Source organism: Serratia sp. BIGb0234, from assembly GCF_024809915.1.
GTDB lineage: Bacteria > Pseudomonadota > Gammaproteobacteria > Enterobacterales > Enterobacteriaceae > Serratia > Serratia liquefaciens.
The window spans coordinates 99,990-123,181 of record NZ_JANUEI010000011.1; the positions used below are offsets into that span (position 1 = coordinate 99,990).

The window sequence follows — 23,192 nt, forward strand, 5'->3', positions numbered from 1 at the left end:
GACCATTGCACTTGAGATGCCCGGCCAATTGCGGCATAAACAGGGTATCTTTTTTGACCGACGCGGATGTAGACGATGAAATTTATCGGAAAACTGTTGCTGACGTTGCTGCTGCTGGTCGTGCTGGCCGTTGCACTGTTGTACGTCATAGGGCAAACCCGTTGGGCCGCGGGCTGGGTCAGCCGCTGGGTCAGCGATAACAGCGACTACCGCCTGTCGGTGGCGGCAATCTCGCACTCATGGAACCAGCCGGGCCAAATCAGCCTGGAAGACGTTCAGTTGGCCAAAAAAAATCAGCCTCAATCACTGGTGGCCAAACGTCTGGACCTCGGTCTCAGCCTGCGCCAAATTACCGAACCTCGTCATTTCCATAGCGTCACGCTGCGTGACGGCACGCTGAATCTGCAGCAGCAGGACGCAGCAATGCCAATACAGGCCGACGTGCTGCAACTGAGCAATATGGCGCTGCAATCCAACGATGAAACCTGGCAGCTCAACGCGCAGCAGGTCAACGCCGGCATCACGCCATGGCAACCCAAAGCCGGCCATCCGCTGGGTGATAACAATCAGTTCCAGTTCAGCGCTGGCTCGATGACGCTCAATGGCATCCCGGCCTCTCAGGTCCTGGTTCAGGGCGAGCTGAAACAAAATCAGCTGCTGCTCAGCAATTTCGGCGCCGACCTGGCGCAGGGGGATTTGACCGGCGTAGCCACTCGCGCCGCCGACGGCAGTTGGCAGGTAGAGCGACTGAGGCTCAGCGGCGTGCGCATGCAAACTCCCCTGACACTGGAACAGTTCTGGCAACGTTTTACCGCTCTGCCCCCCGTCACGCTCAAACGTTTTGATCTGATAGATGCACGGCTGGAAGGCAAGGAGTGGGCATTTAACGATCTCGACCTGTCACTGCAAAATGTCACCTTCCAACAGGGCGACTGGAGCAGCCAGGACGGTTCGCTGAACTTTAACGCCAGCGACCTGATCAATGGCAGTTTCCATCTGATTGATCCGATCATGAATATGCGACTCTCGCCGGCTGGGATCGCCATTCAGCAGTTCACCACCCGCTGGGAAGGTGGGTTATTGCGCACCTCTGGCAACTGGCTGCGTGCCAACAACCGCCTGCAGCTGGATGAGGTCGCGGTCGCTGCGTTGGAATATACGTTGCCTATAGACTGGCGCGCATTGTGGTTACAACCGCTGCCGAACTGGCTGGCGGAGGTGTATGTCAATAAACTGACCACCAACCGTAACCTGATCATCGATATCAACCCGGCCTTCCCTTTCCAGATCACCGCACTGGACGGTTATGGCAGCAACCTGTTGCTGGCGCGCGATCACCAGTGGGGCATCTGGTCCGGCACGCTGAATTTGAACGGCAGTGAAGCTACCTTCAACAAAATTGACGTGCGCCGACCATCGCTGGCGCTGAACGCCAATGACGGGCAGATCAACGTCACCGAGCTCAGCGCCTTTATGCCGCAGGGGTTGTTGGATGCCAAAGCCACCGTCGAGCAGCTGCCGGGCAAGCCTTTTACGCTGTCGCTGAATGGGCGTTCGGTACCGCTGAATACGCTACAACAGTGGGGATGGCAAGCGGTGCCGCTGGAAGGCGACGGTAATCTGCAATTACAGTTGAAAGGTTTGTTGAACAGCGATGGGCCATTTAAGGCTTCATTGCAGGGCAGGTTGCAGGCCACTGCCGCCGATGGCCAAACGGTCAACCAGCAACTGCCTTAATCCTGGATAGGCCCTCTCCGCATAGAGAGGGCCTGGGTGTTAACTGTCTATCGCCTCACAGCCGCCCTGATCCAGGGGCACTTCCGGCTCGGCCGGCAACACCATATAAGTGCCTTCAAATACCGCACCTTTGTCGTCGTCACCGAACAGATGGACTTCCGCCTGTACGCGAGCGCGGCGGCCACGGGCCAAACGGGCCAGATCGCCGCTCAACGAGCTGAGATCCGCCACTGCACGCGGTCGGCCTGTGATGGGCTTGCTGTAACGAATATGGGCATCGGCTAAAATGATGGTGCCACCGAGATGGCGCTCACGCAGCAATAGCCAGATCAGGCCCCAGGCGGTCAAGGTGGCCAGAGAGAACAGGCTGCCGGCAAACAACGTGTGGTGCGGGTTCTGGTTGCCAATTTCCGGCATGGTGGTGACAAAACGCTGGCCGGTATATTGGCTGATGCGCACCCCCATCTTCTCGCTGAGCGGAATGTGATCGTACCAGGCCTGCTGCAGCTGACCGCACCAGTCGGGCCGATGCAGGATGTCGTCCAGCGTCGCCACCGGTTTGATCATCAGGAAATGGCGAATCGGCGTGGTTTGCGGCGCGGTGATCTCACCCTGATTAATGAAACCCAGCTTGGCAAAGAAATCTACCGCGTCTTCACGGGCGCTACAGACTACGCGCTTCACGCCCTCCTGGCGCGCCACGGATTCCAGCGTCATGGCTACCAGCGTCCCCAGGCCTTTGTCCTGCACCGTCGGGTCTACCGCCAGAAAACGAATCGCGGCTTCGTTATCGGCATTGATGTACAGCCGCCCAATGGCGACAATTTTTCCGCTCTCGTCCACCACCATCTGGTGATGTGCCATGGCGTCGTAGGCATCCTTTTCCGACCCCACCGGCTGGTGCAACGGCTTGCGCAGCATTTCCCAGCGGAACTGGTAATACTCTTTCAGTTCTTGCTCTGTTACCGGTACTCGTAGGTGATACATAGACGCCTTCTCTCTCAGAATTCTTAGACTTGAAGCCAAAACGTCACCGGCCCGTCGTTCACCAGCGCGACTTTCATGTCGGCCGCAAACTCACCGGTTTGGGTTTCGATACCGCGTTCGCGGCATTGGCCAACAAAATATTGGTATAACCGATCGGCCTCTTGCGGTACCGCGCCACGAGAGAAACTCGGACGCATCCCCTTTTGCGTGTCGGCCACCAGCGTGAATTGCGAGACCACCAGCAAACTGCCCCCTGCCTGTTGGACGTTGAGATTCATTTTGTCGTTCTCATCGCCAAAGATGCGGTAGCCCAATACGCGCTCACACAGGCGCTCGGCCTTCTGTTCGTTATCGTCCTGCTCCACGCCCAATAACACTAACAAACCGGGGCCTATGTTGCCTACCGTCTGGCCTTCCACCGTGACGCTGGCATTTAATACCCGTTGAATTAACGCAATCATAACTGCCCTTCTGATGACTGTTCCTGTTGTTGTGCCTTTTGCTGTCGGTAGTCGCGGTATTCCCCAATGGTAACCGTGATTTCCGCGCCGAGTAACACGATACACCAGCTCCAGTAGACCCAAAGGAATAAAATGGGGATCACCGCCAACACGCCGTAAATCAGCTGATAAGACGGGAACATGGTGACATACAGCGCAAACCCCTTCTTGCCCAGCTCAAACAGCAAACCGGCCACCAGTGCGCCAATCAACGCATCCTTGGGTGGCACCCTAACCGTCGGCACGATGCAATACAGCAGCCAGAACGATATCCACGACAGGATCAGCGGGAAAATACGCAGCACCTGATCCACCAGGCTGTTGACGCCGGTCTGCGCCAGCCAGTTAAGCGACAGCAGATAGGAACTGATCGCCATACTGGCCCCCACCAACAGCGGCCCCAGGGTCAGCACCATCCAGTACACGGCGAAAGAAAACACGATAGGACGCTGATTCTTGCTGCGCCAGATGGTGTTGAGCACGCTGTCCACCGACGAGATCAGCAACAGCGCAGTGACTATCAGGCCGCAGGTCCCGACGGCGGTCATCTTGTTGGAGTTGGCGACAAACTGCTCCAGATAACTTTGGATCACGTTGCCGGCGGCCGGCATGAAGTTGGAAAAGATAAAGCTTTTCAGTTGAACGCTGATGTCGGAGAACATGGGGAACGCGGCAAACAGCGCAAACACCACGGTCACCAGAGGTACCAGTGACAGCAGTGATACGTAGGCCAGGTGGCCCGCCAACATGGTCAGGCCATCGCTGTCGACGCGTTTAATCAGCAGTCGTAAAAAGGTGACGCTGGGTTTGATCGAAGCGGGCAGCTTCTTGCGGCGGAAAAACGACATGGCCACTCCTTGATGTCAGTTTGTACGCCTTAAGCTTAACCCTTTGCGGTCATTGGGCAAAATAAGCCGGTACTACGTCGCGGTCGGTCACGTGAACCGTTTTGATGCCAAGCGCCTGTGCCGCGGCGACGTTATCCGGGTGATCGTCAAAGAACACCGCGTCATCCGGCGAGGTATTTTCTGCATCCAGTACGTGCAGATAAATATTGGCGTCCGGCTTACGCATGCCAAGATCCTGCGACAAATAGAGATGATCGGCGGCTTCGGCCACCTGCGGGTAGTGCTGCGGCCAGTAATTGCAGTGCAAGCGGTTGGTGTTCGATAACACCACCACCCGGTGACCTTCGCTGCGCAGGCGCTTCATGATGTCGATCACTTCTGGACGCAGGGCGACAAACACCGCCTGCCAACCGGTAGCGAACTGCTCGAAACTGAGGGCAATCCCCATTTCGGCACTCAGCCCTTCGGCAAAGTCTTCATCGCTGATTTCACCGCGCTCGTGCTGCTGAAACAATTCGCCCATAGCAAAACGTTCGGACAAGACCGCCAATGGCGTACCGCTCAAACTGCTCCATACACCCAGTACACGTTTGAAATCGATATCGACGATCACATTACCTAAATCAAAGATATACAGCATAGTCCTCTCCTGATGGGCCGGTGAGATTTTACTGTAGCGGGAAAAGCAGAGGCTGAATAGAGAGCGAATGGAAAAGCATATAGCACGCGGCAGAAATGAGAAAAGACAGAGGAAAAAACTCAGGGCGCTGGCGCGCCCTAAGTGTTGCAGACTAAATCGGCGATTAAGCTTCTTTAGGACCGCGGCTTGCACGCTTACGATCGTTTTCCGTCAGGTGACGCTTACGGATACGGATCGAGGTTGGCGTGACTTCTACCAGTTCGTCATCATCGATGAATTCCAGAGCTTGCTCCAGAGTCATTTTGATAGCCGGAACCAGGGTAGTGGCTTCGTCAGTACCGGAAGCACGCATGTTGGTCAGCTTCTTACCGGTCAGGCAGTTCACGGTCAGGTCGTTGGAACGTGAGTGAATACCGATGATCTGGCCTTCATACACTTCCGCACCGTGACCCAGGAACAGCTTGCCGCGATCTTGCAGACCGAACAGGGCGAACGCTACCGCTTTACCCTGGCCGTTAGAGATCAGCACGCCGTTCTGGCGCTGGCCAACTTCACCCGGACGCACGTCGTCGTAGTGGCTGAAGGTGGAGTACAGCAGACCGGTACCGGAAGTCATGGTCATGAACTCGTTACGGAAGCCAATCAAGCCGCGGCTTGGGATCACGTAGTCGAGACGCACACGGCCTTTACCGTCTGGATCCATGTTTTTCAGGTCAGCTTTACGCTCACCCATGGCTTGCATGACTGAACCCTGGTGCTGTTCTTCGATGTCCAAGGTCACGTTTTCGAACGGCTCTTGTTTACGACCATCGATTTCACGGAAGATTACTTTCGGACGGGATACCGCCAGTTCGAAACCTTCACGACGCATGTTTTCGATCAGAACCGACAGGTGAAGTTCACCACGGCCAGATACGCGGAATGCATCAGCATCTTCAGTTTCTTCAACGCGCAGTGCCACGTTGTGCACCAGTTCCTTGTTCAGACGCTCAAGGATTTGACGCGAAGTCACAAACTTACCTTCTTTACCACAGAAAGGTGAGGTGTTGACGTTGAAGAACATGGTTACGGTCGGCTCATCTACAGACAGCGCCGGCAGTGCTTCCACTGCAGAGGTGTCACAGATGGTGTCGGAAATGTTCAGCTCGCCCAGACCGGTGATAGCGATGATGTCGCCCGCTTCAGCCAGGGTAGACTCGATACGCTCCAGACCCATGTGGCCCAGCACTTTGCCCACTTTACCGTTGCGAGTTTTACCTTCGCTATCGATGATGGTGACCTGCTGGTTTGGCTTCACTTTACCACGCTTGATACGGCCGATACCGATCACGCCCAGGTAGTTGTTGTAGTCCAACTGGGAGATTTGCATCTGGAATGGCGCTTCGAGCTCAACCTGCGGTGCAGACACGTGGTCTACGATCGCTTGATACAGCGGGGTCATGTCTTCCGCCATCTCATTGTGGTCAGTACCGGCGATCCCCATCAATGCAGAAGCATAGATGATTGGGAAGTCGAGCTGCTCGTCGGTTGCGTCGAGGTTAACGAACAGGTCGAAGACCTGATCAACAACCCAATCAGGACGTGCGCCCGGACGGTCAACCTTGTTGATTACCACGATCGGCTTCAGACCATTAGCGAAGGCTTTTTTGGTCACGAAGCGGGTTTGCGGCATTGGGCCATCCATTGCATCCACAACCAGCAGCACCGAGTCAACCATTGACATCACACGCTCAACCTCACCGCCGAAGTCGGCGTGTCCTGGGGTATCCACGATGTTGATGCGGTAGTCTTTCCAATTAATGGCGGTGTTTTTTGCGAGGATGGTAATCCCACGCTCTTTCTCCAAATCGTTGGAGTCCATTACGCGTTCGGTGGCTTCTACACGCTCTCCGAAAGTACCGGATTGTTGCAGCAGCTTATCAACCAGGGTGGTCTTACCATGGTCAACGTGGGCAATAATGGCGATGTTACGCAAATTTTCGATCACAGCTTTGCCTCAGGCATTAGAAATAGCGCGCTATTGTACACGTATTAAGCGAGGGACTAAACAAGATCACAACAGTCTCTTATAAACAACTGTGTACAGGTCAGTATGTGATCCCTTTCACGGTGCAAAAAGCAGCATCCGGTGCACTTTTGCACCATTACAGTGCCCCACCCCGCACCGATTGCACCATTTAAGTGCAAAACGTCACTGATGGTGCATACTGATTCTGTGCAAAACCCAAGCAGAAAGGCGATTAAAGCGCTTTAGCAAAGTTGGCACAGTTTTCGCTTTAGTCTTTTCAAGGCAAAAAAAGCCAGTTTCACAGATTCGTTCCACGACGACGACAATGATAAATCCGGGAGAGTTAAGTATGTCCGCTGAACACGTTTTGACGATGCTGAATGAGCATGAAGTGAAATTCGTAGACCTGCGTTTCACTGACACCAAGGGTAAAGAACAACACGTCACCATCCCTGCTCATCAGGTAAATGCCGACTTCTTCGAAGAAGGTAAAATGTTTGACGGTTCCTCGATCGGCGGTTGGAAGGGCATCAACGAATCTGACATGGTGCTGATGCCAGACGCCAGCACTGCGGTACTGGATCCGTTCTTCGAAGAATCTACCCTGATCATTCGCTGCGACATCCTCGAGCCAGGCACCATGCAGGGCTACGATCGTGACCCGCGCTCAATCTCCAAGCGTGCAGAAGATTTCCTGCGCTCTTCCGGCATCGCAGACACCGTTCTGTTCGGACCTGAGCCAGAATTCTTCCTGTTTGACGACATTCGTTTCGGCAGCAGCATCCGCGGTTCCCACGTGGCCATCGACGATATCGAAGGCGCATGGAACTCCGGCACCCAATACGATGGCGGCAACAAAGGCCACCGTCCGGCAGTCAAAGGCGGTTACTTCCCGGTTCCTCCGGTCGATTCTTCACAGGACATCCGTTCTACCATGTGTCTGACCATGGAAGAAATGGGCCTGGTCGTTGAAGCGCACCACCACGAAGTGGCAACCGCAGGTCAGAACGAAGTGGCAACCCGCTTCAACACCATGACCAAGAAAGCCGACGAAATCCAAATCTACAAGTACGTGGTTCACAACGTGGCTCACGCATTTGGCAAAACCGCGACCTTCATGCCGAAGCCAATGTTCGGTGATAACGGTTCCGGCATGCACTGCCACATGTCGCTGTCCAAGAATGGGACTAACCTGTTCGCCGGCGACAAATACGGCGGCCTGTCTGAGACTGCCCTGTTCTACATCGGCGGTATCATCAAGCACGCTAAAGCGATCAACGCCCTGGCCAACCCGACCACCAACTCTTACAAGCGTCTGGTCCCAGGCTACGAAGCTCCGGTCATGCTGGCTTATTCTGCCCGTAACCGTTCCGCTTCCATCCGTATTCCAGTGGTTGCCAGCCCGAAAGCGCGCCGTATCGAAGCCCGTTTCCCGGATCCAGCGGCTAACCCGTACCTGTGCTTCGCGGCCCTGCTGATGGCAGGCCTGGACGGTGTGATTAACAAAATCCACCCTGGCGACGCCATGGACAAAAACCTGTATGACCTGCCACCGGAAGAAGAAGCTGAAATTCCAAAAGTTGCAGGCTCCCTGGATGAAGCGCTGGCAGCACTGAGCGAAGACCGCGAGTTCCTGACCCGTGGCGGCGTATTCACTGACGACGCTATCGATGCTTACATCGATCTGCGCAAAGAAGAGATGGACCGCGTTCGCATGACGCCACACCCGGTTGAATTCGAACTGTACTACAGCGTTTAAGTTTTACCGCGCCGTCTGCGGGCGGCGCCCAGATTTAGTTGTCTTTTTTTGTTGCCGTGGAAACTTTCAGCCCATCTTCGGATGGGTTTTTTTCTCCACCGTATTTTCTGCAAAACTATTCCATGCCGCGTGCATAACGGATGGAGTAGGATAAATGCACTAAAAAGGTGCAGTCGTCTGCTATGCCCAAGAGATTTCACGGTGCAGCTAGGCGGCAACCGAGCGAACCGACAGGAGCTTGGTCTGCCAAGTGACTGGTGTGAGTAAGAGCAGCCAACAACGCTGCGTCTTGAAAGATAAAGGGCATATATGGCAACTGGCAAGCTGCCCGACGCAGGGCAGATCCTCAATTCTCTCATCAACAGCATCCTGCTGTTGGATGACTCACTGGCGGTTCATTACGCCAATCCGGCAGCACAACAACTGCTGGCACAAAGTTCTCGTAAACTTTTCGGTACACCGTTACCCGATTTGCTCGGTTATTTCTCACTGAACGTCGATCTGATGCGTGAGAGCCTGCATGCCGGTCAGGGCTTTACCGATAACGAAGTGACCCTGGTGGTTGACGGGCGTGCGCATATCCTCTCCCTGACCGCTCAGGCTCTGCCTGATGGCTATATCCTGATCGAGCTGGCACCAATGGATAACCAACGCCGTTTGAGCCAGGAACAACTTCAGCACGCCCAGCAGGTGGCAGCCCGCGATCTGGTCCGAGGCCTGGCGCATGAAATTAAAAACCCGCTTGGCGGGTTGCGCGGTGCGGCTCAATTGCTGGCCAAGGCGCTACCCGATCCGTCGCTGACCGAATACACCAAGGTGATCATTGAGCAGGCCGATCGCCTGCGCAACCTGGTCGATCGCCTGCTCGGCCCGCAGCGACCGGGCCAGCACATAACCCAAAGCATTCATCAGGTGGCAGAGCGAGTGTGCCAACTGGTGTCGCTTGAGAAGCCGGATAACGTGACGCTGGTGCGGGACTACGACCCGAGCCTGCCTGAAATGGCGCACGACCCAGATCAAATCGAACAGGTATTGCTGAACATCACCCGCAATGCGCTGCAGGCGCTGGGAGAAACGGGCGGCACCATCACGCTGCGCACTCGTACCGCTTTCCAGATCACCCTGCACGGCACCCGCTACCGGTTAGCGGCACGTATCGACGTAGAAGATGACGGCCCCGGTGTGCCGGCGCAGTTGCAGGACACGCTATTTTACCCGATGGTCAGCGGCCGCGAAGGCGGGACCGGCCTGGGGTTATCCATCGCCCGTAATCTTATCGATCAGCATTGCGGAAAAATTGAATTTAACAGTTGGCCAGGACATACCGAATTCTCGGTTTACCTGCCTATTCGCCAGTGAGGTTTTCTATGCAACGAGGGATAGTCTGGATCGTCGATGACGATAGCTCCATCCGCTGGGTGCTTGAACGTGCGCTCACTGGAGCCGGTGTGAGCTGCGTGACCTTCGACAGTGGCAATGCGGTGCTCGAAGCCCTGGCCACGCAAACTCCTGACGTGTTGCTGTCTGACATCCGCATGCCGGGTATGGATGGTCTTGCGTTGCTCAAGCAGATCAAACAGCGTCATCCGATGCTTCCGGTCATCATAATGACCGCACATTCGGATCTCGACGCCGCCGTCAGCGCCTACCAGCAAGGGGCGTTCGATTACCTGCCGAAACCCTTTGATATCGATGAAGCCGTAGCGCTGGTAGAACGCGCCATCAGCCATTATCAGGAGCAGCAGCAGCCTGCACGCAGCCAACCGGCCAACGATCCGGTGGCAGACATCATCGGTGAAGCCCCGGCGATGCAGGACGTGTTCCGCATCATCGGGCGCCTGTCGCGTTCGTCGATCAGCGTACTGATCAACGGCGAATCAGGTACCGGTAAAGAGCTGGTTGCCCATGCCCTGCACCGTCACAGTCCGCGCGCCAAATCGCCTTTTATCGCGCTGAATATGGCGGCGATCCCCAAAGACCTGATCGAGTCCGAACTTTTCGGGCATGAAAAAGGGGCCTTTACCGGCGCCAACCAGATCCGTCAGGGTCGCTTTGAGCAGGCCGACGGCGGGACCTTGTTCCTGGATGAAATCGGCGATATGCCGCTGGATGTGCAAACCCGCTTGCTGCGGGTGCTGGCAGATGGCCAATTCTATCGGGTCGGTGGTTATGCCCCGGTGAAGGTTGACGTACGCATCATCGCCGCCACCCACCAGAACCTGGAAATGCGGGTACAGGAAGGTAAATTCCGTGAGGATTTGTTCCACCGCCTGAACGTGATCCGCGTGCACCTTCCGCCGTTGCGTGAACGTCGTGAGGATATTCCGCGTCTGGCGCGTTACTTCCTGCAGGTGGCGGCAAAGGAGCTGGGTGTGGAAGCGAAAAACCTGCACCCGGAGACTGAAACTGCACTGACGCGCCTGCCATGGCCAGGTAACGTTCGCCAGTTGGAGAACACCTGCCGTTGGTTAACCGTGATGGCCGCTGGTCAGGAGGTGCTGATTCAGGATCTGCCGAGCGAGCTGTTTGAAACCTCTGCGCCGGAAACGACCGGGCATAGCCTGCCCGACAGTTGGGCCACGCTGCTGGCACAGTGGGCAGACCGCGCGCTGCGTTCCGGTCATCAAAACCTGCTGTCGGAAGCGCAACCGGAGATGGAGCGCACCTTGCTCACCACTGCACTGCGTCATACCCAGGGGCATAAGCAGGAAGCCGCCCGTTTGCTGGGGTGGGGGCGCAATACGTTAACGCGTAAGTTGAAAGAATTGGGAATGGAATAGTTTGCGGCATTGATGATAGAAAATACAATCAAGCGCACAAAAAAACGGCTATTTCAGGCTTTACAGCCGAAGAGGCCGCAGTATGATCGGGGCGCACACCCTGGAGGCTTCCATGCTGGATTCGTTAATCGCATTCATTTCTCAAGGCGCAGAACTTGGTTCTGCCGCCAGCCACACGCCGCAGGCAGCCGTTGCTGCGGTATTGTGCGCCGCACTGATTAATTTCTTCAGTTAAAACAAAGGCCGCGAAAGCGGCCGATGTTTTACTCATCAAATAACCCGAGAGAATTGCTGAGCGCGGGCCTGTTGACGCAGGTAGATATCAAAGCACATGCAAATATTGCGGATCAGTAACCGGCCACGCGGCGTAACCTGAATGCCCTGCTCGTCACGCTCCACCAGCCCATCGCGTTCAAACGGCGCCAACAATTGCAAATCCTCGGCAAAATAATCGGCAAAGTTGATGCCGAACTGACGTTCTATGGCCAGATAGTCCAGTTTGAAATTGCAGATCAGCGTTTTGATCACCTCACGCCGCAAGCAGTCGTCTTCGGTCATCGCCAGGCCGCGCCACAGTGCATGACCTTGCGCTTCAACGCTGTTGTAATAAACCTTCAGCTCTTTCTGGTTCTGCGCATAGCTGTCCCCCAGCATGCTGATGGCGGAGACACCCAGCCCCAGCAAATCACTGTCGCCCTGGGTGGTGTACCCCTGGAAGTTACGATGAAGTTTTCCTTCGCGCTGTGCCACCGCCAACTCATCGTCCGGTCGTGCGAAATGATCCATGCCGATAAACTGATAACCCGATTCGGTCAGGGAGGCTATGGTGTGCTGCAAGATATCCAGTTTCTGCTGCGCGCTCGGCAGATCTGCGTCTTTGATTTTGCGCTGGGCAGCAAACAGGTTCGGCATATGGGCATAGTTAAATACGCTCAGGCGATCGGGGCTTAGCTCTGCCACACGCTGCAGAGTGTAGGCAAAGCTCTCCGGCGTTTGCTTTGGCAAGCCGTAGATTAGATCGATATTGGTGGAATTAAAGCCAAGCGCTTTAGCGCGAGCAATCAGGGCAAAGATAAAGTCTTCATCCTGCTCGCGGTTCACCAGCCGCTGCACCTCTTTATTGAAGTCCTGCACCCCCATGCTCAGGCGATTAAAACCTTCGCTACGTAAATGATCGAGCACATCCAGCTCAATCTCACGCGGATCGACTTCGATCGACATTTCGGCATCGGGAAGGAAATCAAAGTGTTGGCGCAGCATCGTTACCAGCTGGCTGATTTGTGCCTTGCTCAGATAGGTTGGCGTACCGCCGCCCCAGTGCATCTGGCCGACCTTACGCCCGGCAAACAACGGTGCACGTTGAGCAATCTCTTGCGCCAGCACCGCCAGATATTCATCGGCCTTGTGCGTTTGACGCGTCACCAGCTTGTTGCAACCACAGAAATAGCAGAGCTTGTGGCAGAAAGGAATATGCACGTACAGCGATAAAGGGCGCTCAGGATAACGCGCCGCGGCGCGTTGAAACGCCGCTTCGTCGTAGCTCTGGTTGAATTCCAGCGCTGTGGGGTATGAGGTGTAACGCGGCCCTGAATAGTTATATTTCTGGATCAGGGCCAGATCCCAGACAATTGCCTGCTCTGACATGCTCACTCCTTCCGATATTTTTTCCTACCGGGCCGGGAGATGGGCAGTTGTCTACGCTGTCTGGCCGCGGAAGCGCTGCGAAAACGCTTTTTGCGTTTAGACAGCCGCCATAGTTTACCGAATAACCACAGCAGATAACACATCAAGAGTAGGGCTATTGACGGGATCAGCCACATGACGCGTTAAATTACGTCTTTCGGGTTACCGCCTTTCAGCAGTTTCAGGATATCTTCCTTTTTCTCTTCTTCTTCGTCGTCTTCATCGTCGCCCAGCTCAATGCCCAGTTGTTCCATCAGGGCATCAATGCGATCCAGAGTCTGGTCAACATAACTCTGATCTTCTGCGCTCAGCGTCTCGCCGTCGTCAATACGATCCAGCAGTGCGTCCAGACGCTCATCATTTTCCAGCTTCGCCAGCTCTTCTTCCGGGGACAGACGTGGTTTGGCTTCGGCCTTAGGTTTTGGCTGCGGCTTGGCTTTTGGCTTGGCTTCAACCACCAGCGCTACCGGCACTTTGCTACCAATGCGCGGATCTTTGGTCTGCGCGTCGGCCTTATTCTTTTGATTGGCAGACTCAACCTGGGTGCGAGAACCGGAAGCAAGACCACGGCGCTTTTTCAGACGCTTGCGCTCACGGGCTTCCTGATCGAGCTCCACACGGCTTTTCTTTTTGGTTTTCGACGTCGCCGCGCTGCTGCGTGGGGCGCGAGGTGCTTTTGATGGCTGGTTCATAGCGTATGCTCTTAGGTATGTAGATTCAGTATAGAGATAGATGCTATACGATTGCGGCGGAATCTAGCAGAAAGCGAACAAAGAAAAAAGGCGGCAGGTTAAACCCGCCGCCTTTTTGCACCCTCTTTCGAAGGATATTCCTGCTACGCATTCCGTGCGCACACTCAACATCCAGGTTTTTCCTTTTGCTATAAGCGCATTCCCTGCCGCACTACTTCCTTCATCCTGAAGGGAAAATCGTCCATGGTGAAATCCGTTCGTGTCCACTCTTCCTGAGTTTGCTTCCTGCCGGCATCCCAATTGCGGTAACTTCACCATCCCTGTGCTATTTGCAAATTCCGATGCAAATAGACCCATTCCTTCGGTTATTCGTCCTGGTACTCATTAGCACGTCCCGTGCTCTCCCTGAGATTTATCACCCTTCCCGGATGTTCCTTAATCCTGCACAGCCCTGTGCTGCAACTTACTTTACGCTATCAGGGGTCAGGCTCAAGGCACCCGCTGCGTAATAGGCTGATAAAAATACGCATCGGAGAATTAAACACATGTTTTATAATAAAAAGAATAAAAACAACTTTCGAATAAAAGCGACATTACCCCCTATTCGAATGGCAAATGTCTCACAAGCCTGCCCCACATAAATTGCCACACCCAACTGGCCCGGCGCTTAAAAACAGAGAAACACACCATTTTTAGCGCTGATGCAGTTATAATCGCCAACCAGTTAGCCATCCTCACGGAGACGAAAAATTTTGACCAGCAAGAATTACAATTATCATGTGACCCATTTCGTCACCAGTGCGCCCGATATTCGCCATCTGCCGGGGGATGAAGGTATTGAAGTTGCGTTCGCCGGCCGTTCTAACGCCGGTAAGTCCAGCGCGTTAAATACCCTGACCAACCAGAAAAGCCTGGCGCGTACCAGTAAAACGCCGGGCCGTACCCAGCTTATCAACCTGTTTGAAGTGGAAGAAGGTATTCGCCTGGTCGACCTGCCGGGTTATGGCTACGCCGAAGTGCCTGAAGAGATGAAACGCAAATGGCAGCGGGCGCTGGGTGAATACCTGCAAATGCGCAACTGCCTGAAAGGCCTGGTGGTGCTGATGGACATCCGCCATCCGTTGAAAGATCTCGACCAGCAGATGATCCAATGGGCTGTCGATGTCGGCACGCCGGTTCTGGTTCTGCTGACCAAAGCGGACAAACTGGCATCCGGCGCACGTAAGGCGCAACTGAATATGGTGCGTGAAGCGGTAGTGCCGTTTATGGGTGATATCCAGGTTGAGGCCTTCTCCTCACCGAAAAAGATGGGCGTCGACAAACTGAGCCAGAAACTGAACACCTGGTTTAACGAGATCCCGCCGGAAGTGCTACCGGAAGATGATGAAGCCGCCGGCGAATAAAAAGCCGTTGCTCTGCAACAGCCGATGTGGAAACGCATCGGCTTTTTTATGCGCGTTATTCGGGCGCCAGGCTATTTTCGTTATCTAATTACAGTTCTGACTGAAATCCATCATAAATACTTATGATGACTTGGTATTGAGAATCCGATGAGCAGGCCATTTCGGGGGGTAACCTGAAGGAAAGAGGTCGCGGGACGAATAAGAAGAACCTATGGTTTGGCTTTGTTTTTACAATAAAAAACGCCCCAGTCAATACTGACTGGGGCGGCTAAATATTCAGCCAAATCCGATTACGTGAAGTAAAAGGTCTGAAAGATAGAACATCTTACCTCTGTACCCTACGCCAGTAACTCTACATGATTTTTTCGCAGTGCAAAAGAATTTTTTGTAGTTTACTTACACAGTTTGGCGCGTAATAACGGCGAGGTTGGGGAAACAATCGCCGTATCCTGTAGCTTAATTACAAAAACTGCTTAGGTTATCGCCAGTTAGCCCATCCTTTAAGAACGAGGCATGCGAACGGCCGCGCAATCAGTGGGCTTCGTCCCAGTTGGCCCCCACGCCGACATCCACTTTCAGTGGGACAGCCAGCGTCATGCTGTTTTCCATCAGCTCGCGAATGCGTTGGTTAGAGGCTTCCAGCACCGATTCATGCACCTCGAACACCAATTCATCGTGTACCTGCATGATCATACGCACCAGCGGCTCTTCCTGAGCTTGCAACCAGGCGTCCACCTCGATCATCGCACGTTTGATGATATCGGCGGCAGTCCCTTGCATAGGGGCGTTAATCGCCGCGCGCTCGGCCGCCTTGCGTCGCATGCCATTACTGGAGCTGACATCCGGCAGATAGAGACGGCGGCCGTCCAGCGTGCTTACATAGCCCTGACTGGCAGCCTGCTGGCGGGTACGCTCCATATATTCCAATACGCCCGGGTAGCGCTCGAAGTAGAGATCCATGTAGCGCTGCGCTTCACCACGCGGAATGCCCAATTGGCGTGCCAGACCAAACGCGCTCATGCCATAAATCAGGCCAAAGTTAATTGCCTTGGCGCTGCGACGCTGTTCGTTGGTCACTTTATCAAGCGGCAGGCCAAATACCTCGGCTGCGGTGGCACGGTGGATATCCTCACCGGCCGCAAAGGCCTTCAGTAACCCTTCATCCTGTGACAGATGGGCCATAATGCGCAGTTCGATTTGCGAATAGTCGGCCGCAACGATGCGGTAACCCTCAGGAGCAATAAAGGCCTGGCGGATCCGGCGCCCTTCGTCGTTACGCACCGGGATATTCTGCAGGTTAGGATCGCTCGAGGAGAGACGTCCAGTAGCCGTCACCGCCTGATGATAAGAGGTATGCACCCGGCCACTGACCGGATTGATCATCAGCGGCAGCTTGTCGGTGTAGGTCGTCTTCAGCTTCGCCAAGCCACGGTATTCCAGGATCACCTTAGGCAACGGGTAATCCAACGCCAGTTCGGCCAACACTTCTTCGTTAGTAGATGGGGCTCCACCCGGCGTTTTCTTCAGTACCGGCAGCTTCTGCTTTTCGTAGAGGATCGCCTGCAGCTGTTTGGTTGACGCCAGATTGAAAGGCTCTTCCGCCAGTTCATGGGCCTGAATTTCCAGCTCGGCCAGGCGTTTGGTCAATTCGATGGAGTGCGTGGCCAGAATGCTTTGATCAATCAGCACCCCGGTTCGTTCGATGTGCGACAACACCGGCAACAGCGGCATTTCAATCTCATTGAATACTTTCAGCAGCTCGGCGCTTTCCTTCAATTGCGGCCACATCGCCAAATGCAATTGCAAGGTAACGTCGGCATCTTCGGCAGCGTAAGGAGCCGCCTGCTCCAGTGCAATCTGGTTGAAGGTGAGCTGTTTTTTCCCCTTGCCGGCGATCTCTTCGAAGGTCACGGTTTTATGGCCGAGGTAACGATCGGACAAGCTGTCCATATCGTGACGACCGCCCACGCTGTCCAGCACATAAGATTCCAGCATGGTGTCGAAGGCAATGCCGCGCAGGGTAATGTCGTAACGCGCCAGCAGGCCCATATCGAACTTCAGATTTTGCCCGACCTTGAGCGCTTTCTCGTCTTCCAGCAGCGGCTTCAAGGTGGCCAGCACATAATCGCGATCCAGCTGTGCCGGGGCATCGAGATAGTCATGCGCTACCGGCAAATAGGCGGCTTCGCCCGGTGCAATGGCAAACGACAGGCCAATCAAATTGGCGGTCAGGATGTCCAAACCGTCGGTTTCGGTATCAAACGCAAATACCTCGGCTTTTTTCAGCTTTTCCAGCCACTGCGCGAAAGTATCTTCATCCAGGATGGTGACATAACCTTCTTGCGATAACGTCGCTTCGGCAGGTGCTTTGTCTGTTACGGCAGCGACTGCCGTCGCTTTTGGCGCACTGGCAGCTTTCACGCCGGCACCCTTTTTACCTTCCAGCCAAATACCGGCTTCGACATCCGCCAGCCAGCGTTTAAATTCGTATTGTTTAAACAACTGCTGCAGCACATCGACATCCAGCGCTGATACTTCGAGATCGGCGCAGGTAAGATCCAGTTCGACGTCGGTTTTGATGGTCGCCAGCTTGTAGGAGAGGTAAGCCACCTCTTTGTTCTGTTCCAGCTTGGCCGCCATGGTCTTGGCGCCGCGGAAGCTGAGCGTGGCGATACTGTCGAGGTTGGCATAGAGCGCATCCAGCCCCCCAAGCCCCTGTAGCAGCGCCTGCGCGGTTTTCTCGCCCACACCGGGTACGCCAGGGATATTATCCGAGGAATCACCCATCAACGCCAGGAAGTCGATAATCAGCTCCGGCGGAATGCCGTACTTATCGCACACTTCCTGTGGACCAAGGATGGTGTTGTTCATGGTGTTGATCAGGGTGACGTTCGGTGTGACCAACTGCGCCATGTCTTTATCGCCGGTGCTGATCAGCACCGCATGGCCGGCTTTTTCTGCCTCCAGTGCCAAAGTGCCAATCACATCGTCGGCTTCAACGCCGGGCGTGACCAGCAGCGGCAACCCCATCGCCTTGACCATTTTGTGCAACGGTTCGATTTGCGCGCGCAGGTCGTCCGGCATCGGTGGCCGGTGCGATTTGTATTCTGCGAACAGCTCATCGCGGAAGGTTTTTCCTTTGGCATCAAACACCACCGCAACATGGCTTGGCTGGTACTGCAGCAATAGACTGCGCAGCATGTTCAGCACGCCATACATTGCCCCGGTAGGTTCACCCGCAGAGTTGGTCAGCGGAGGGAAGGCGTGGTAAGCGCGGTAGAGGTACGAGGAACCGTCAACCAGGATTAATGGGTTTTCTGCAATCTGGGCCATAGCGTTTCTTTATCGTGATCGGACATGACGGTAAGCATGCCATAGCTGGCCGCCTGAGACGAACCTTAGCGTGCATTAAGGACGAAAATCATGTGATTCTGCAAAGCGATCCGCAAGATCCTGCCTGTGGATAACTTTGTGCATAGAAAAGACAACAAATTATAACGATGAGTTTATCGTTATAATGGGAAATAAAAATCCTATTGAAATCACTGCGTTAAACAGTGCTATTTTAACTGAAGGTTATTATCGACTTTTACACAATTTGTGGATATAACTTGCGCCAGATTTTAATCGCACTATTAATCAAAATTGGCGCCTCAATTACCATAGCACAAGATGAGCAAGTTGCACGAAAACGCAGCAAATGCCCATTTTTTCCGCTTTAAAACAGCTACTGCTGGCAGGCATTTTCCCCCTATAATGTCGCTAAAATATTTTTTGTTCATGCATACTGGCATGTAACGCTGTTCTCACCAACCGTCAGCCTATAACCATGCCAAGATTGCTATCCCCTGTTATTTTTATTGTTTCCAGCCTGCTCGCCATTTTGGTCACCGTACTGTGTTCGATCCCCATTACGATCGCCGGCGTCATTAAGTTACTGGTGCCCTTTCCTGCCGTATGGCGACGTATCTCCGCCTTCGCCGACTTTATGATGTGGTGCTGGTGCCTGGGGTTATCGCTGCTATTACGTATTAACGGCCAACTGCGCTGGGATATAGAAGGGTTGGAAGGCCTGGATCGAAAAAACTGGTATCTGCTGATCAGTAATCACGAAAGCTGGTCGGATATTGTGGTGCTGTGCGTATTGTTCCGTAACCATATTCCAATGAATAAGTACTTTCTTAAACAGCAATTGGCCTGGGTCCCTTTTGTCGGTCTGGCCTGCTGGGCGCTGGATATGCCCTTCATGAAACGCTATTCGCGCGCCTATTTGCTCAAACACCCGGAAAAGCGCGGTAATGATATCGAGACCACACGCCGTTCCTGCGAGAAGTTTCGTAAACGCCCGACCACCATCGTTAATTTTGTAGAGGGCTCGCGTTTTACCGAAGCCAAGAAAATTAAAACTCGTTCGCCCTACCGTAATTTATTAGCCCCTAAAGCTGCCGGTATTGCTTTTACACTCAGTGCATTAGGTAAGCAGTTCGATAAGGTGTTAAACGTCACCCTGCTCTATCCAGATAATACTGAGCGGCCTTTTATGGATATGCTGTGCGGCCGGTTAAAACGCATTGTGGTAAGGGTTGAATTGCTGCCAATCGAGGAAAGCATGCATGGCGATTACTTTAACGATAAGCAGTTCAAGCGACGTTTCCAGCTTTGGCTGAACACGCTGTGGCAGGATAAAGACAGATTGCTGGATAGATTGAAACGGCAATGAAGTTAAAAAAAAGCCGGCTAAGCCGGCTTTTTTACTTTAAATTTCGGTTACTTCTGCTCGCTGAGGAATTTAACCACGTCGGCGAATTGCTTCACGTAAGCATCCATCGAACTGGTGTCCAGGCCGTCATTTTTAACCATGTATTTGCCGTTAACAAATACCGCCGGTACGCCACGCAGTTGCAGATCTTCTGCAGCTTTCTCCTGTTGAACCACCAGGGATTTAACTACGAAGCTGTTCAGAGCCCCGTCATAATCAGCCGCGCTCACGCCTGCTTTCACAAACACGTTGCGGATATCATCAGGCGTTTGTACGGTCTGGGTTTTCTGCACCGCTTCGAACATCAGCGGGCTGACTTTATCTTCCACACCCAGCGCCATTGCAACAGCCCATGCCTGAGTCAGTTGCTTACCCAATGGCCCCAGGAACTCAACGTGGTACTTGGTCATTTTAGTGCCCGCAGGCAGCGCTTTTTTCACATTTTCGGAAACGTGATAAACCTGCTCGAACTGATAGCAGTGTGGGCAATAGAAGGAGAAGAACTCCAGTACCTGAGGTTCACCCGTCACTGGCTTGTCCAGGGTGACATACTGGGTACCATCGCTAAACTGCGCAGCCGAGGCACTGAATGCCATTACCATGCCAACGAGCGCCAACCAAATTTTCTTCATAAGACTAAACTCTCCATTGTGTTAAAGCTTCAATACATTGGCATCAGCTGCAGAGGGGGCTCCTGCAACAGCTTAACCTGTTCGGTGAATGCCGCCGTCTGAGACAACCAAAAATCAGACTCCGCCATCCACGGAAAACTTTTAGGGAACGCAGGATCTTGCCAGCGGCGAGCAACCCATGCCAGGTAGTAAACCATACGCATAGCACGCAGCGGCTCGATCAACGCCAACTCACTTTGATCAAACTCAGCAAACTCTGAGTACGCTTCCAACAAAATATCTAACTGCATCAAACGATCGCGACGCTCACCGTGCAACAACATCCACAGATCCTGTATCGCCGGCCCGTTACGCGCGTCATCAAGATCAACAAACAGTGGGCCATCACGCCACAGAATATTGCCCGGATGGCAGTCACCGTGCAAACGCCGCAGCTGCCAATCCTGATGCCAATGCTGTTTGATCGCCTCAATCAGCTTGTCAGTCGCTGCAAGAAAGCTGTCACGCTGCGCTTTGGGCAACAGCGCGCAGCCCGCCAAAACCTGACGCGGTAAAGTGAGGTACTCCTCGATGCCCATCGTCGGACGTTCAACAAACAGGCTTTCGCTGCCCACCTGATGAATGCGCCCCAGGAAACGGCCAACCCACTCCAGTTGATCGAGATTGTCGATCTCATACTGCCGCCCGCCAACGCTGGGAAAAACCGTAAAAAAGAAACCGTTGTGCGTATGCAGCGTATTGCCCTGCAGAACTAATGGGGCAACTGCAGGGATCTCCGCCAGAGCAAGATCATGGGAGAACTGGTGTTCTTCACCAATTTGTTTCGCGCTCCAACGTTCTGGCCGATAAAACTTCACCACATAACGCTTACGATCCTCGTCCATAAACTGATAGACGCGGTTTTCATAACTGTTAAGCGCCGTTAGCCCGGAGTCTACACGCAGGCCAACCCCTTCCAGCGCGTCCATAATCAGGTCGGGCGACAGGGTCTGAAAATTAAAAGCTGAGTTGTTCATAACAACATTCGGTTTCGTTTGGGCGACATCACAATGCCGGGATTGAGAAATAGTAGCATTAATGACGGGCTGCACGAGCAACGGCTTCACCCCGGCGCACGAATGCTAATCTTTGATCACACCACGGGCGCGTAGCAGTGCCGTTTTGAAATCTTCCTCATAATCCTTTTTCAGACCAGGGATCTGTTCGTTGCCGGCGCTGCCGCGCATTTTCAAATGATAGATCAGGATATCATCGCTCAATTCAGTCAGATTGCCCTGAAAGCCAGCTTCTTGCGCCAACTTCTGTAAAAACTGGATCAGATTAAGATCTGGATCTTCCTGCCAGGCCGGGTGCAGAAGCTCAATCAGCTCGTTTACGCGGTGCGTTTTCATCGCAATATTGTCCAATAGAATCAATAAACACACAAAGTAACAGGCTTGCCAACGCAGTGAAAGAAGCAGCTTGTCAATAAAGGTAAATCCTGATGCCACACCGGCTTTAGCGCTACAATCATGGCGTTAGTCACAATGTGGAATTTGAAATATGCATGAAGAGATTACCGGCATTATTCTGGCCGGAGGGCGTGCCACTCGCATGGGTGGGGAAGATAAAGGTCTGGTTCCCATTGCCGACATCCCCCTGTATCAGTATGTGCTTGCCCGGCTACGGCCGCAGGTCGGGCCGATAGCCATCAACGCCAATCGCAATCAAGCACGGTATAGGGAAAGTGGCCTGCCGATAATTGGCGATCTGATCCCTGACTTTTCAGGCCCGCTCGCCGGTATGCTGGCCGGCCTGAAATACGCAACGACCGAGTGGGTGGCCTTTGTCCCCTGTGATGTTCCTGACTTTCCTGCAACGCTTATCGAGAAACTCTGGCAACAAAAAGGAAGTGCGATAGCCGCCTATGCCAGTGATGGGGAACGGGCTCACCCAACGCTAGCGCTATTGCACACCAGTCTGGCGACTCCGTTGGAGGATTATCTGGCCCGCGGGGAACGCAAGCTGATGCTGTTCCTGGACGCTGCGCGTGCACAGCAGGTGGAGTTCAAAGGGCAACAATCGGCCTTCCACAATATTAATACCCTTGAGGACTGCCGACGTTGGGTAAAAGAAAAAGGAATTATCCATGAATAGCCCTTCCCAACCCCCTCTACTGGCCATTGCTGCCTATAGCGGCACGGGCAAAACCACTCTGCTTAAACAATTGATTCCTTTATTAAAGCAGCGGCAAATCCGCGTAGGGCTGATCAAACATACTCACCATGATATGGATGTCGATACCCCCGGCAAAGACAGTTATGAACTGCGCAAAGCCGGTGCCGACCAAACGTTGGTCGCCAGCAATAACCGCTGGGCATTAATGACAGAAACGCCGGAACAACCCCCACTGGATCTGCAATATTTGGCGAGTCGTTTTGATACTGGCAAGGTGGATATCATTTTAGTCGAAGGGTTCAAGCATGAGCCCATCAGTAAAATCATTCTCTATCGTGAAGAGGTGGGTAAACCACTGGAGGATATGCTGGACGAGTTTGTGATCGCCATTGCCAGCGATCGATCAATCACTGGCAATGCCCCACTGTTGGATCTTAATGACCCAGAGTGCATCGCTGACTTTATCGGGGACTGGTTAAAAAGCGCAGCCTAGCTGCGCCTTTTTCTTTCGCACATAGCAAAAAGGCCATCCTTGCGGATGGCCTCTTGGCTTAATTGATGCCTGGCAGTGTCCTACTCTCGCATGGGGAGACCCCACACTACCATC

At 53.7% G+C, this 23,192-nt stretch carries 20 protein-coding genes; 9 read left to right on the top strand and 11 right to left on the bottom strand.

From position 1 onward, the window contains the following. The first annotated feature begins 75 nt into the window (after nt 1-75). Nucleotides 76-1,737 (top strand): AsmA family protein, encoded by a 1,662-nt coding sequence (locus M2407_RS24935; RefSeq protein WP_259220116.1) that lies wholly within the window; start codon nt 76-78, stop codon nt 1,735-1,737. 39 nt (nt 1,738-1,776) lie between these two features. Here the strand turns inward: M2407_RS24935 and fabY are convergent, their stop codons facing one another. The 5 genes from fabY to typA all read right to left on the bottom strand — a co-directional run bounded on the left by fabY (nt 1,777) and on the right by typA (nt 6,699). Continuing rightward, nucleotides 1,777-2,724 (bottom strand): fatty acid biosynthesis protein FabY, encoded by a 948-nt coding sequence (gene fabY / locus M2407_RS24940; protein ID WP_020837659.1) that lies wholly within the window; start codon nt 2,722-2,724, stop codon nt 1,777-1,779. 23 nt (nt 2,725-2,747) lie between these two features. After that, nucleotides 2,748-3,185, bottom strand: a complete 438-nt coding sequence (gene dtd / locus M2407_RS24945; protein WP_020837661.1) for a D-aminoacyl-tRNA deacylase — start codon at nt 3,183-3,185, stop codon at nt 2,748-2,750. Beyond that, nucleotides 3,182-4,072: a virulence factor BrkB family protein gene (locus M2407_RS24950; protein ID WP_020837662.1), complete on the bottom strand. Its 891-nt coding sequence runs from the start codon at nt 4,070-4,072 to the stop codon at nt 3,182-3,184. Before M2407_RS24950 ends, dtd begins: the two co-directional genes overlap by 4 nt. Nucleotides 4,073-4,121: 49 nt before the next feature. Next, nucleotides 4,122-4,712, bottom strand: coding sequence for a glucose-1-phosphatase (gene yihX / locus M2407_RS24955; protein ID WP_020837663.1), 591 nt, complete (start codon nt 4,710-4,712; stop codon nt 4,122-4,124). A gap of 163 nt (nt 4,713-4,875) precedes the next feature. After that, nucleotides 4,876-6,699, bottom strand: coding sequence for a ribosome-dependent GTPase TypA (gene typA, locus M2407_RS24960; protein ID WP_020837665.1), 1,824 nt, complete (start codon nt 6,697-6,699; stop codon nt 4,876-4,878). Nucleotides 6,700-7,069: 370 nt separating this feature from the next. Between typA and glnA the strand changes: the two genes are divergently transcribed. From glnA to M2407_RS24980, 4 genes are all read left to right on the top strand, one after another. Next, the gene (glnA, locus tag M2407_RS24965) at nt 7,070-8,479 is read left to right on the top strand and encodes a glutamate--ammonia ligase (protein ID WP_020837667.1); all 1,410 of its coding nucleotides are present in this window, start codon (nt 7,070-7,072) and stop codon (nt 8,477-8,479) included. 309 nt (nt 8,480-8,788) lie between these two features. After that, the gene (gene glnL, locus M2407_RS24970; protein WP_020837668.1) at nt 8,789-9,838 is read left to right on the top strand and encodes a nitrogen regulation protein NR(II); all 1,050 of its coding nucleotides are present in this window, start codon (nt 8,789-8,791) and stop codon (nt 9,836-9,838) included. 8 nt (nt 9,839-9,846) lie between these two features. Then, nucleotides 9,847-11,259 (top strand): nitrogen regulation protein NR(I), encoded by a 1,413-nt coding sequence (gene glnG, locus M2407_RS24975; RefSeq protein ID WP_041415118.1) that lies wholly within the window; start codon nt 9,847-9,849, stop codon nt 11,257-11,259. A gap of 112 nt (nt 11,260-11,371) precedes the next feature. Next, the gene (locus tag M2407_RS24980; protein ID WP_139285489.1) at nt 11,372-11,494 is read left to right on the top strand and encodes a YshB family small membrane protein; all 123 of its coding nucleotides are present in this window, start codon (nt 11,372-11,374) and stop codon (nt 11,492-11,494) included. Nucleotides 11,495-11,529: 35 nt separating this feature from the next. Here M2407_RS24980 and hemN read toward each other — a convergent pair whose 3' ends face one another. Further along, complete coding sequence (gene hemN, locus M2407_RS24985; protein ID WP_259220117.1) at nt 11,530-12,903, bottom strand: oxygen-independent coproporphyrinogen III oxidase; 1,374 nt, start codon at nt 12,901-12,903, stop codon at nt 11,530-11,532. Between the two features lie 182 nt (nt 12,904-13,085). Next, complete coding sequence (gene yihI, locus M2407_RS24990; protein ID WP_020837675.1) at nt 13,086-13,634, bottom strand: Der GTPase-activating protein YihI; 549 nt, start codon at nt 13,632-13,634, stop codon at nt 13,086-13,088. 752 nt (nt 13,635-14,386) lie between these two features. Between yihI and yihA the strand changes: the two genes are divergently transcribed. Then, nucleotides 14,387-15,037, top strand: coding sequence for a ribosome biogenesis GTP-binding protein YihA/YsxC (gene yihA, locus M2407_RS24995; RefSeq protein WP_046374857.1), 651 nt, complete (start codon nt 14,387-14,389; stop codon nt 15,035-15,037). Between the two features lie 531 nt (nt 15,038-15,568). On the opposite strand, the gene polA is transcribed toward yihA, so the two are convergent. Continuing rightward, entirely contained in the window at nt 15,569-18,370 is a 2,802-nt protein-coding gene (gene polA / locus M2407_RS25000; protein ID WP_259220118.1) for a DNA polymerase I, read from the bottom strand. Nucleotides 18,371-18,866: 496 nt separating this feature from the next. Between polA and M2407_RS25005 the strand changes: the two genes are divergently transcribed. Then, nucleotides 18,867-19,757 (top strand): acyltransferase, encoded by an 891-nt coding sequence (locus tag M2407_RS25005; RefSeq protein WP_048762436.1) that lies wholly within the window; start codon nt 18,867-18,869, stop codon nt 19,755-19,757. Between the two features lie 47 nt (nt 19,758-19,804). On the opposite strand, the gene dsbA is transcribed toward M2407_RS25005, so the two are convergent. The 3 genes from dsbA to M2407_RS25020 all read right to left on the bottom strand — a co-directional run bounded on the left by dsbA (nt 19,805) and on the right by M2407_RS25020 (nt 21,819). Then, entirely contained in the window at nt 19,805-20,428 is a 624-nt protein-coding gene (gene dsbA / locus M2407_RS25010) for a thiol:disulfide interchange protein DsbA (protein ID WP_020837681.1), read from the bottom strand. 29 nt (nt 20,429-20,457) lie between these two features. Continuing rightward, nucleotides 20,458-21,444 (bottom strand): serine/threonine protein kinase, encoded by a 987-nt coding sequence (locus M2407_RS25015; RefSeq protein ID WP_259220119.1) that lies wholly within the window; start codon nt 21,442-21,444, stop codon nt 20,458-20,460. 105 nt (nt 21,445-21,549) lie between these two features. Next, complete coding sequence (locus M2407_RS25020) at nt 21,550-21,819, bottom strand: YihD family protein (protein ID WP_046375106.1); 270 nt, start codon at nt 21,817-21,819, stop codon at nt 21,550-21,552. 151 nt (nt 21,820-21,970) lie between these two features. On the opposite strand from M2407_RS25020, the gene mobA reads away from it, so the two are divergent. Both mobA and mobB read left to right on the top strand, forming a co-directional pair. Beyond that, nucleotides 21,971-22,564: a molybdenum cofactor guanylyltransferase MobA gene (gene mobA, locus M2407_RS25025; protein WP_259220120.1), complete on the top strand. Its 594-nt coding sequence runs from the start codon at nt 21,971-21,973 to the stop codon at nt 22,562-22,564. Next, a complete protein-coding gene (gene mobB, locus M2407_RS25030; RefSeq protein ID WP_122080483.1) occupies nt 22,557-23,078 on the top strand; it encodes a molybdopterin-guanine dinucleotide biosynthesis protein MobB in 522 nt (173 codons plus the stop codon). The genes mobA and mobB overlap by 8 nt, the downstream gene beginning before the upstream one ends. Nucleotides 23,079-23,192 lie beyond the last annotated feature (114 nt).

Excerpts from the sequence above, each read along its gene's own strand:
- M2407_RS25005 (WP_048762436.1), top strand. The coding sequence starts at position 18,867 with ATGCCAAGATTGCTATCCCCTGTTATTTTTATTGTTTCCAGCCTGCTC.
- glnL (WP_020837668.1), top strand. The coding sequence starts at position 8,789 with ATGGCAACTGGCAAGCTGCCCGACGCAGGGCAGATCCTCAATTCTCTC.
- polA (WP_259220118.1), bottom strand. The coding sequence starts at position 18,370 with ATGGCCCAGATTGCAGAAAACCCATTAATCCTGGTTGACGGTTCCTCG.
- M2407_RS24935 (WP_259220116.1), top strand. The coding sequence starts at position 76 with ATGAAATTTATCGGAAAACTGTTGCTGACGTTGCTGCTGCTGGTCGTG.
- M2407_RS24980 (WP_139285489.1), top strand. The coding sequence starts at position 11,372 with ATGCTGGATTCGTTAATCGCATTCATTTCTCAAGGCGCAGAACTTGGT.
- hemN (WP_259220117.1), bottom strand. The coding sequence starts at position 12,903 with ATGTCAGAGCAGGCAATTGTCTGGGATCTGGCCCTGATCCAGAAATAT.
- glnA (WP_020837667.1), top strand. The coding sequence starts at position 7,070 with ATGTCCGCTGAACACGTTTTGACGATGCTGAATGAGCATGAAGTGAAA.
- dsbA (WP_020837681.1), bottom strand. The coding sequence starts at position 20,428 with ATGAAGAAAATTTGGTTGGCGCTCGTTGGCATGGTAATGGCATTCAGT.
- mobB (WP_122080483.1), top strand. The coding sequence starts at position 22,557 with ATGAATAGCCCTTCCCAACCCCCTCTACTGGCCATTGCTGCCTATAGC.
- M2407_RS25020 (WP_046375106.1), bottom strand. The coding sequence starts at position 21,819 with ATGAAAACGCACCGCGTAAACGAGCTGATTGAGCTTCTGCACCCGGCC.
- yihI (WP_020837675.1), bottom strand. The coding sequence starts at position 13,634 with ATGAACCAGCCATCAAAAGCACCTCGCGCCCCACGCAGCAGCGCGGCG.
- yihX (WP_020837663.1), bottom strand. The coding sequence starts at position 4,712 with ATGCTGTATATCTTTGATTTAGGTAATGTGATCGTCGATATCGATTTC.
- M2407_RS25015 (WP_259220119.1), bottom strand. The coding sequence starts at position 21,444 with ATGAACAACTCAGCTTTTAATTTTCAGACCCTGTCGCCCGACCTGATT.
- M2407_RS24950 (WP_020837662.1), bottom strand. The coding sequence starts at position 4,072 with ATGTCGTTTTTCCGCCGCAAGAAGCTGCCCGCTTCGATCAAACCCAGC.
- mobA (WP_259220120.1), top strand. The coding sequence starts at position 21,971 with ATGCATGAAGAGATTACCGGCATTATTCTGGCCGGAGGGCGTGCCACT.
- dtd (WP_020837661.1), bottom strand. The coding sequence starts at position 3,185 with ATGATTGCGTTAATTCAACGGGTATTAAATGCCAGCGTCACGGTGGAA.
- fabY (WP_020837659.1), bottom strand. The coding sequence starts at position 2,724 with ATGTATCACCTACGAGTACCGGTAACAGAGCAAGAACTGAAAGAGTAT.
- glnG (WP_041415118.1), top strand. The coding sequence starts at position 9,847 with ATGCAACGAGGGATAGTCTGGATCGTCGATGACGATAGCTCCATCCGC.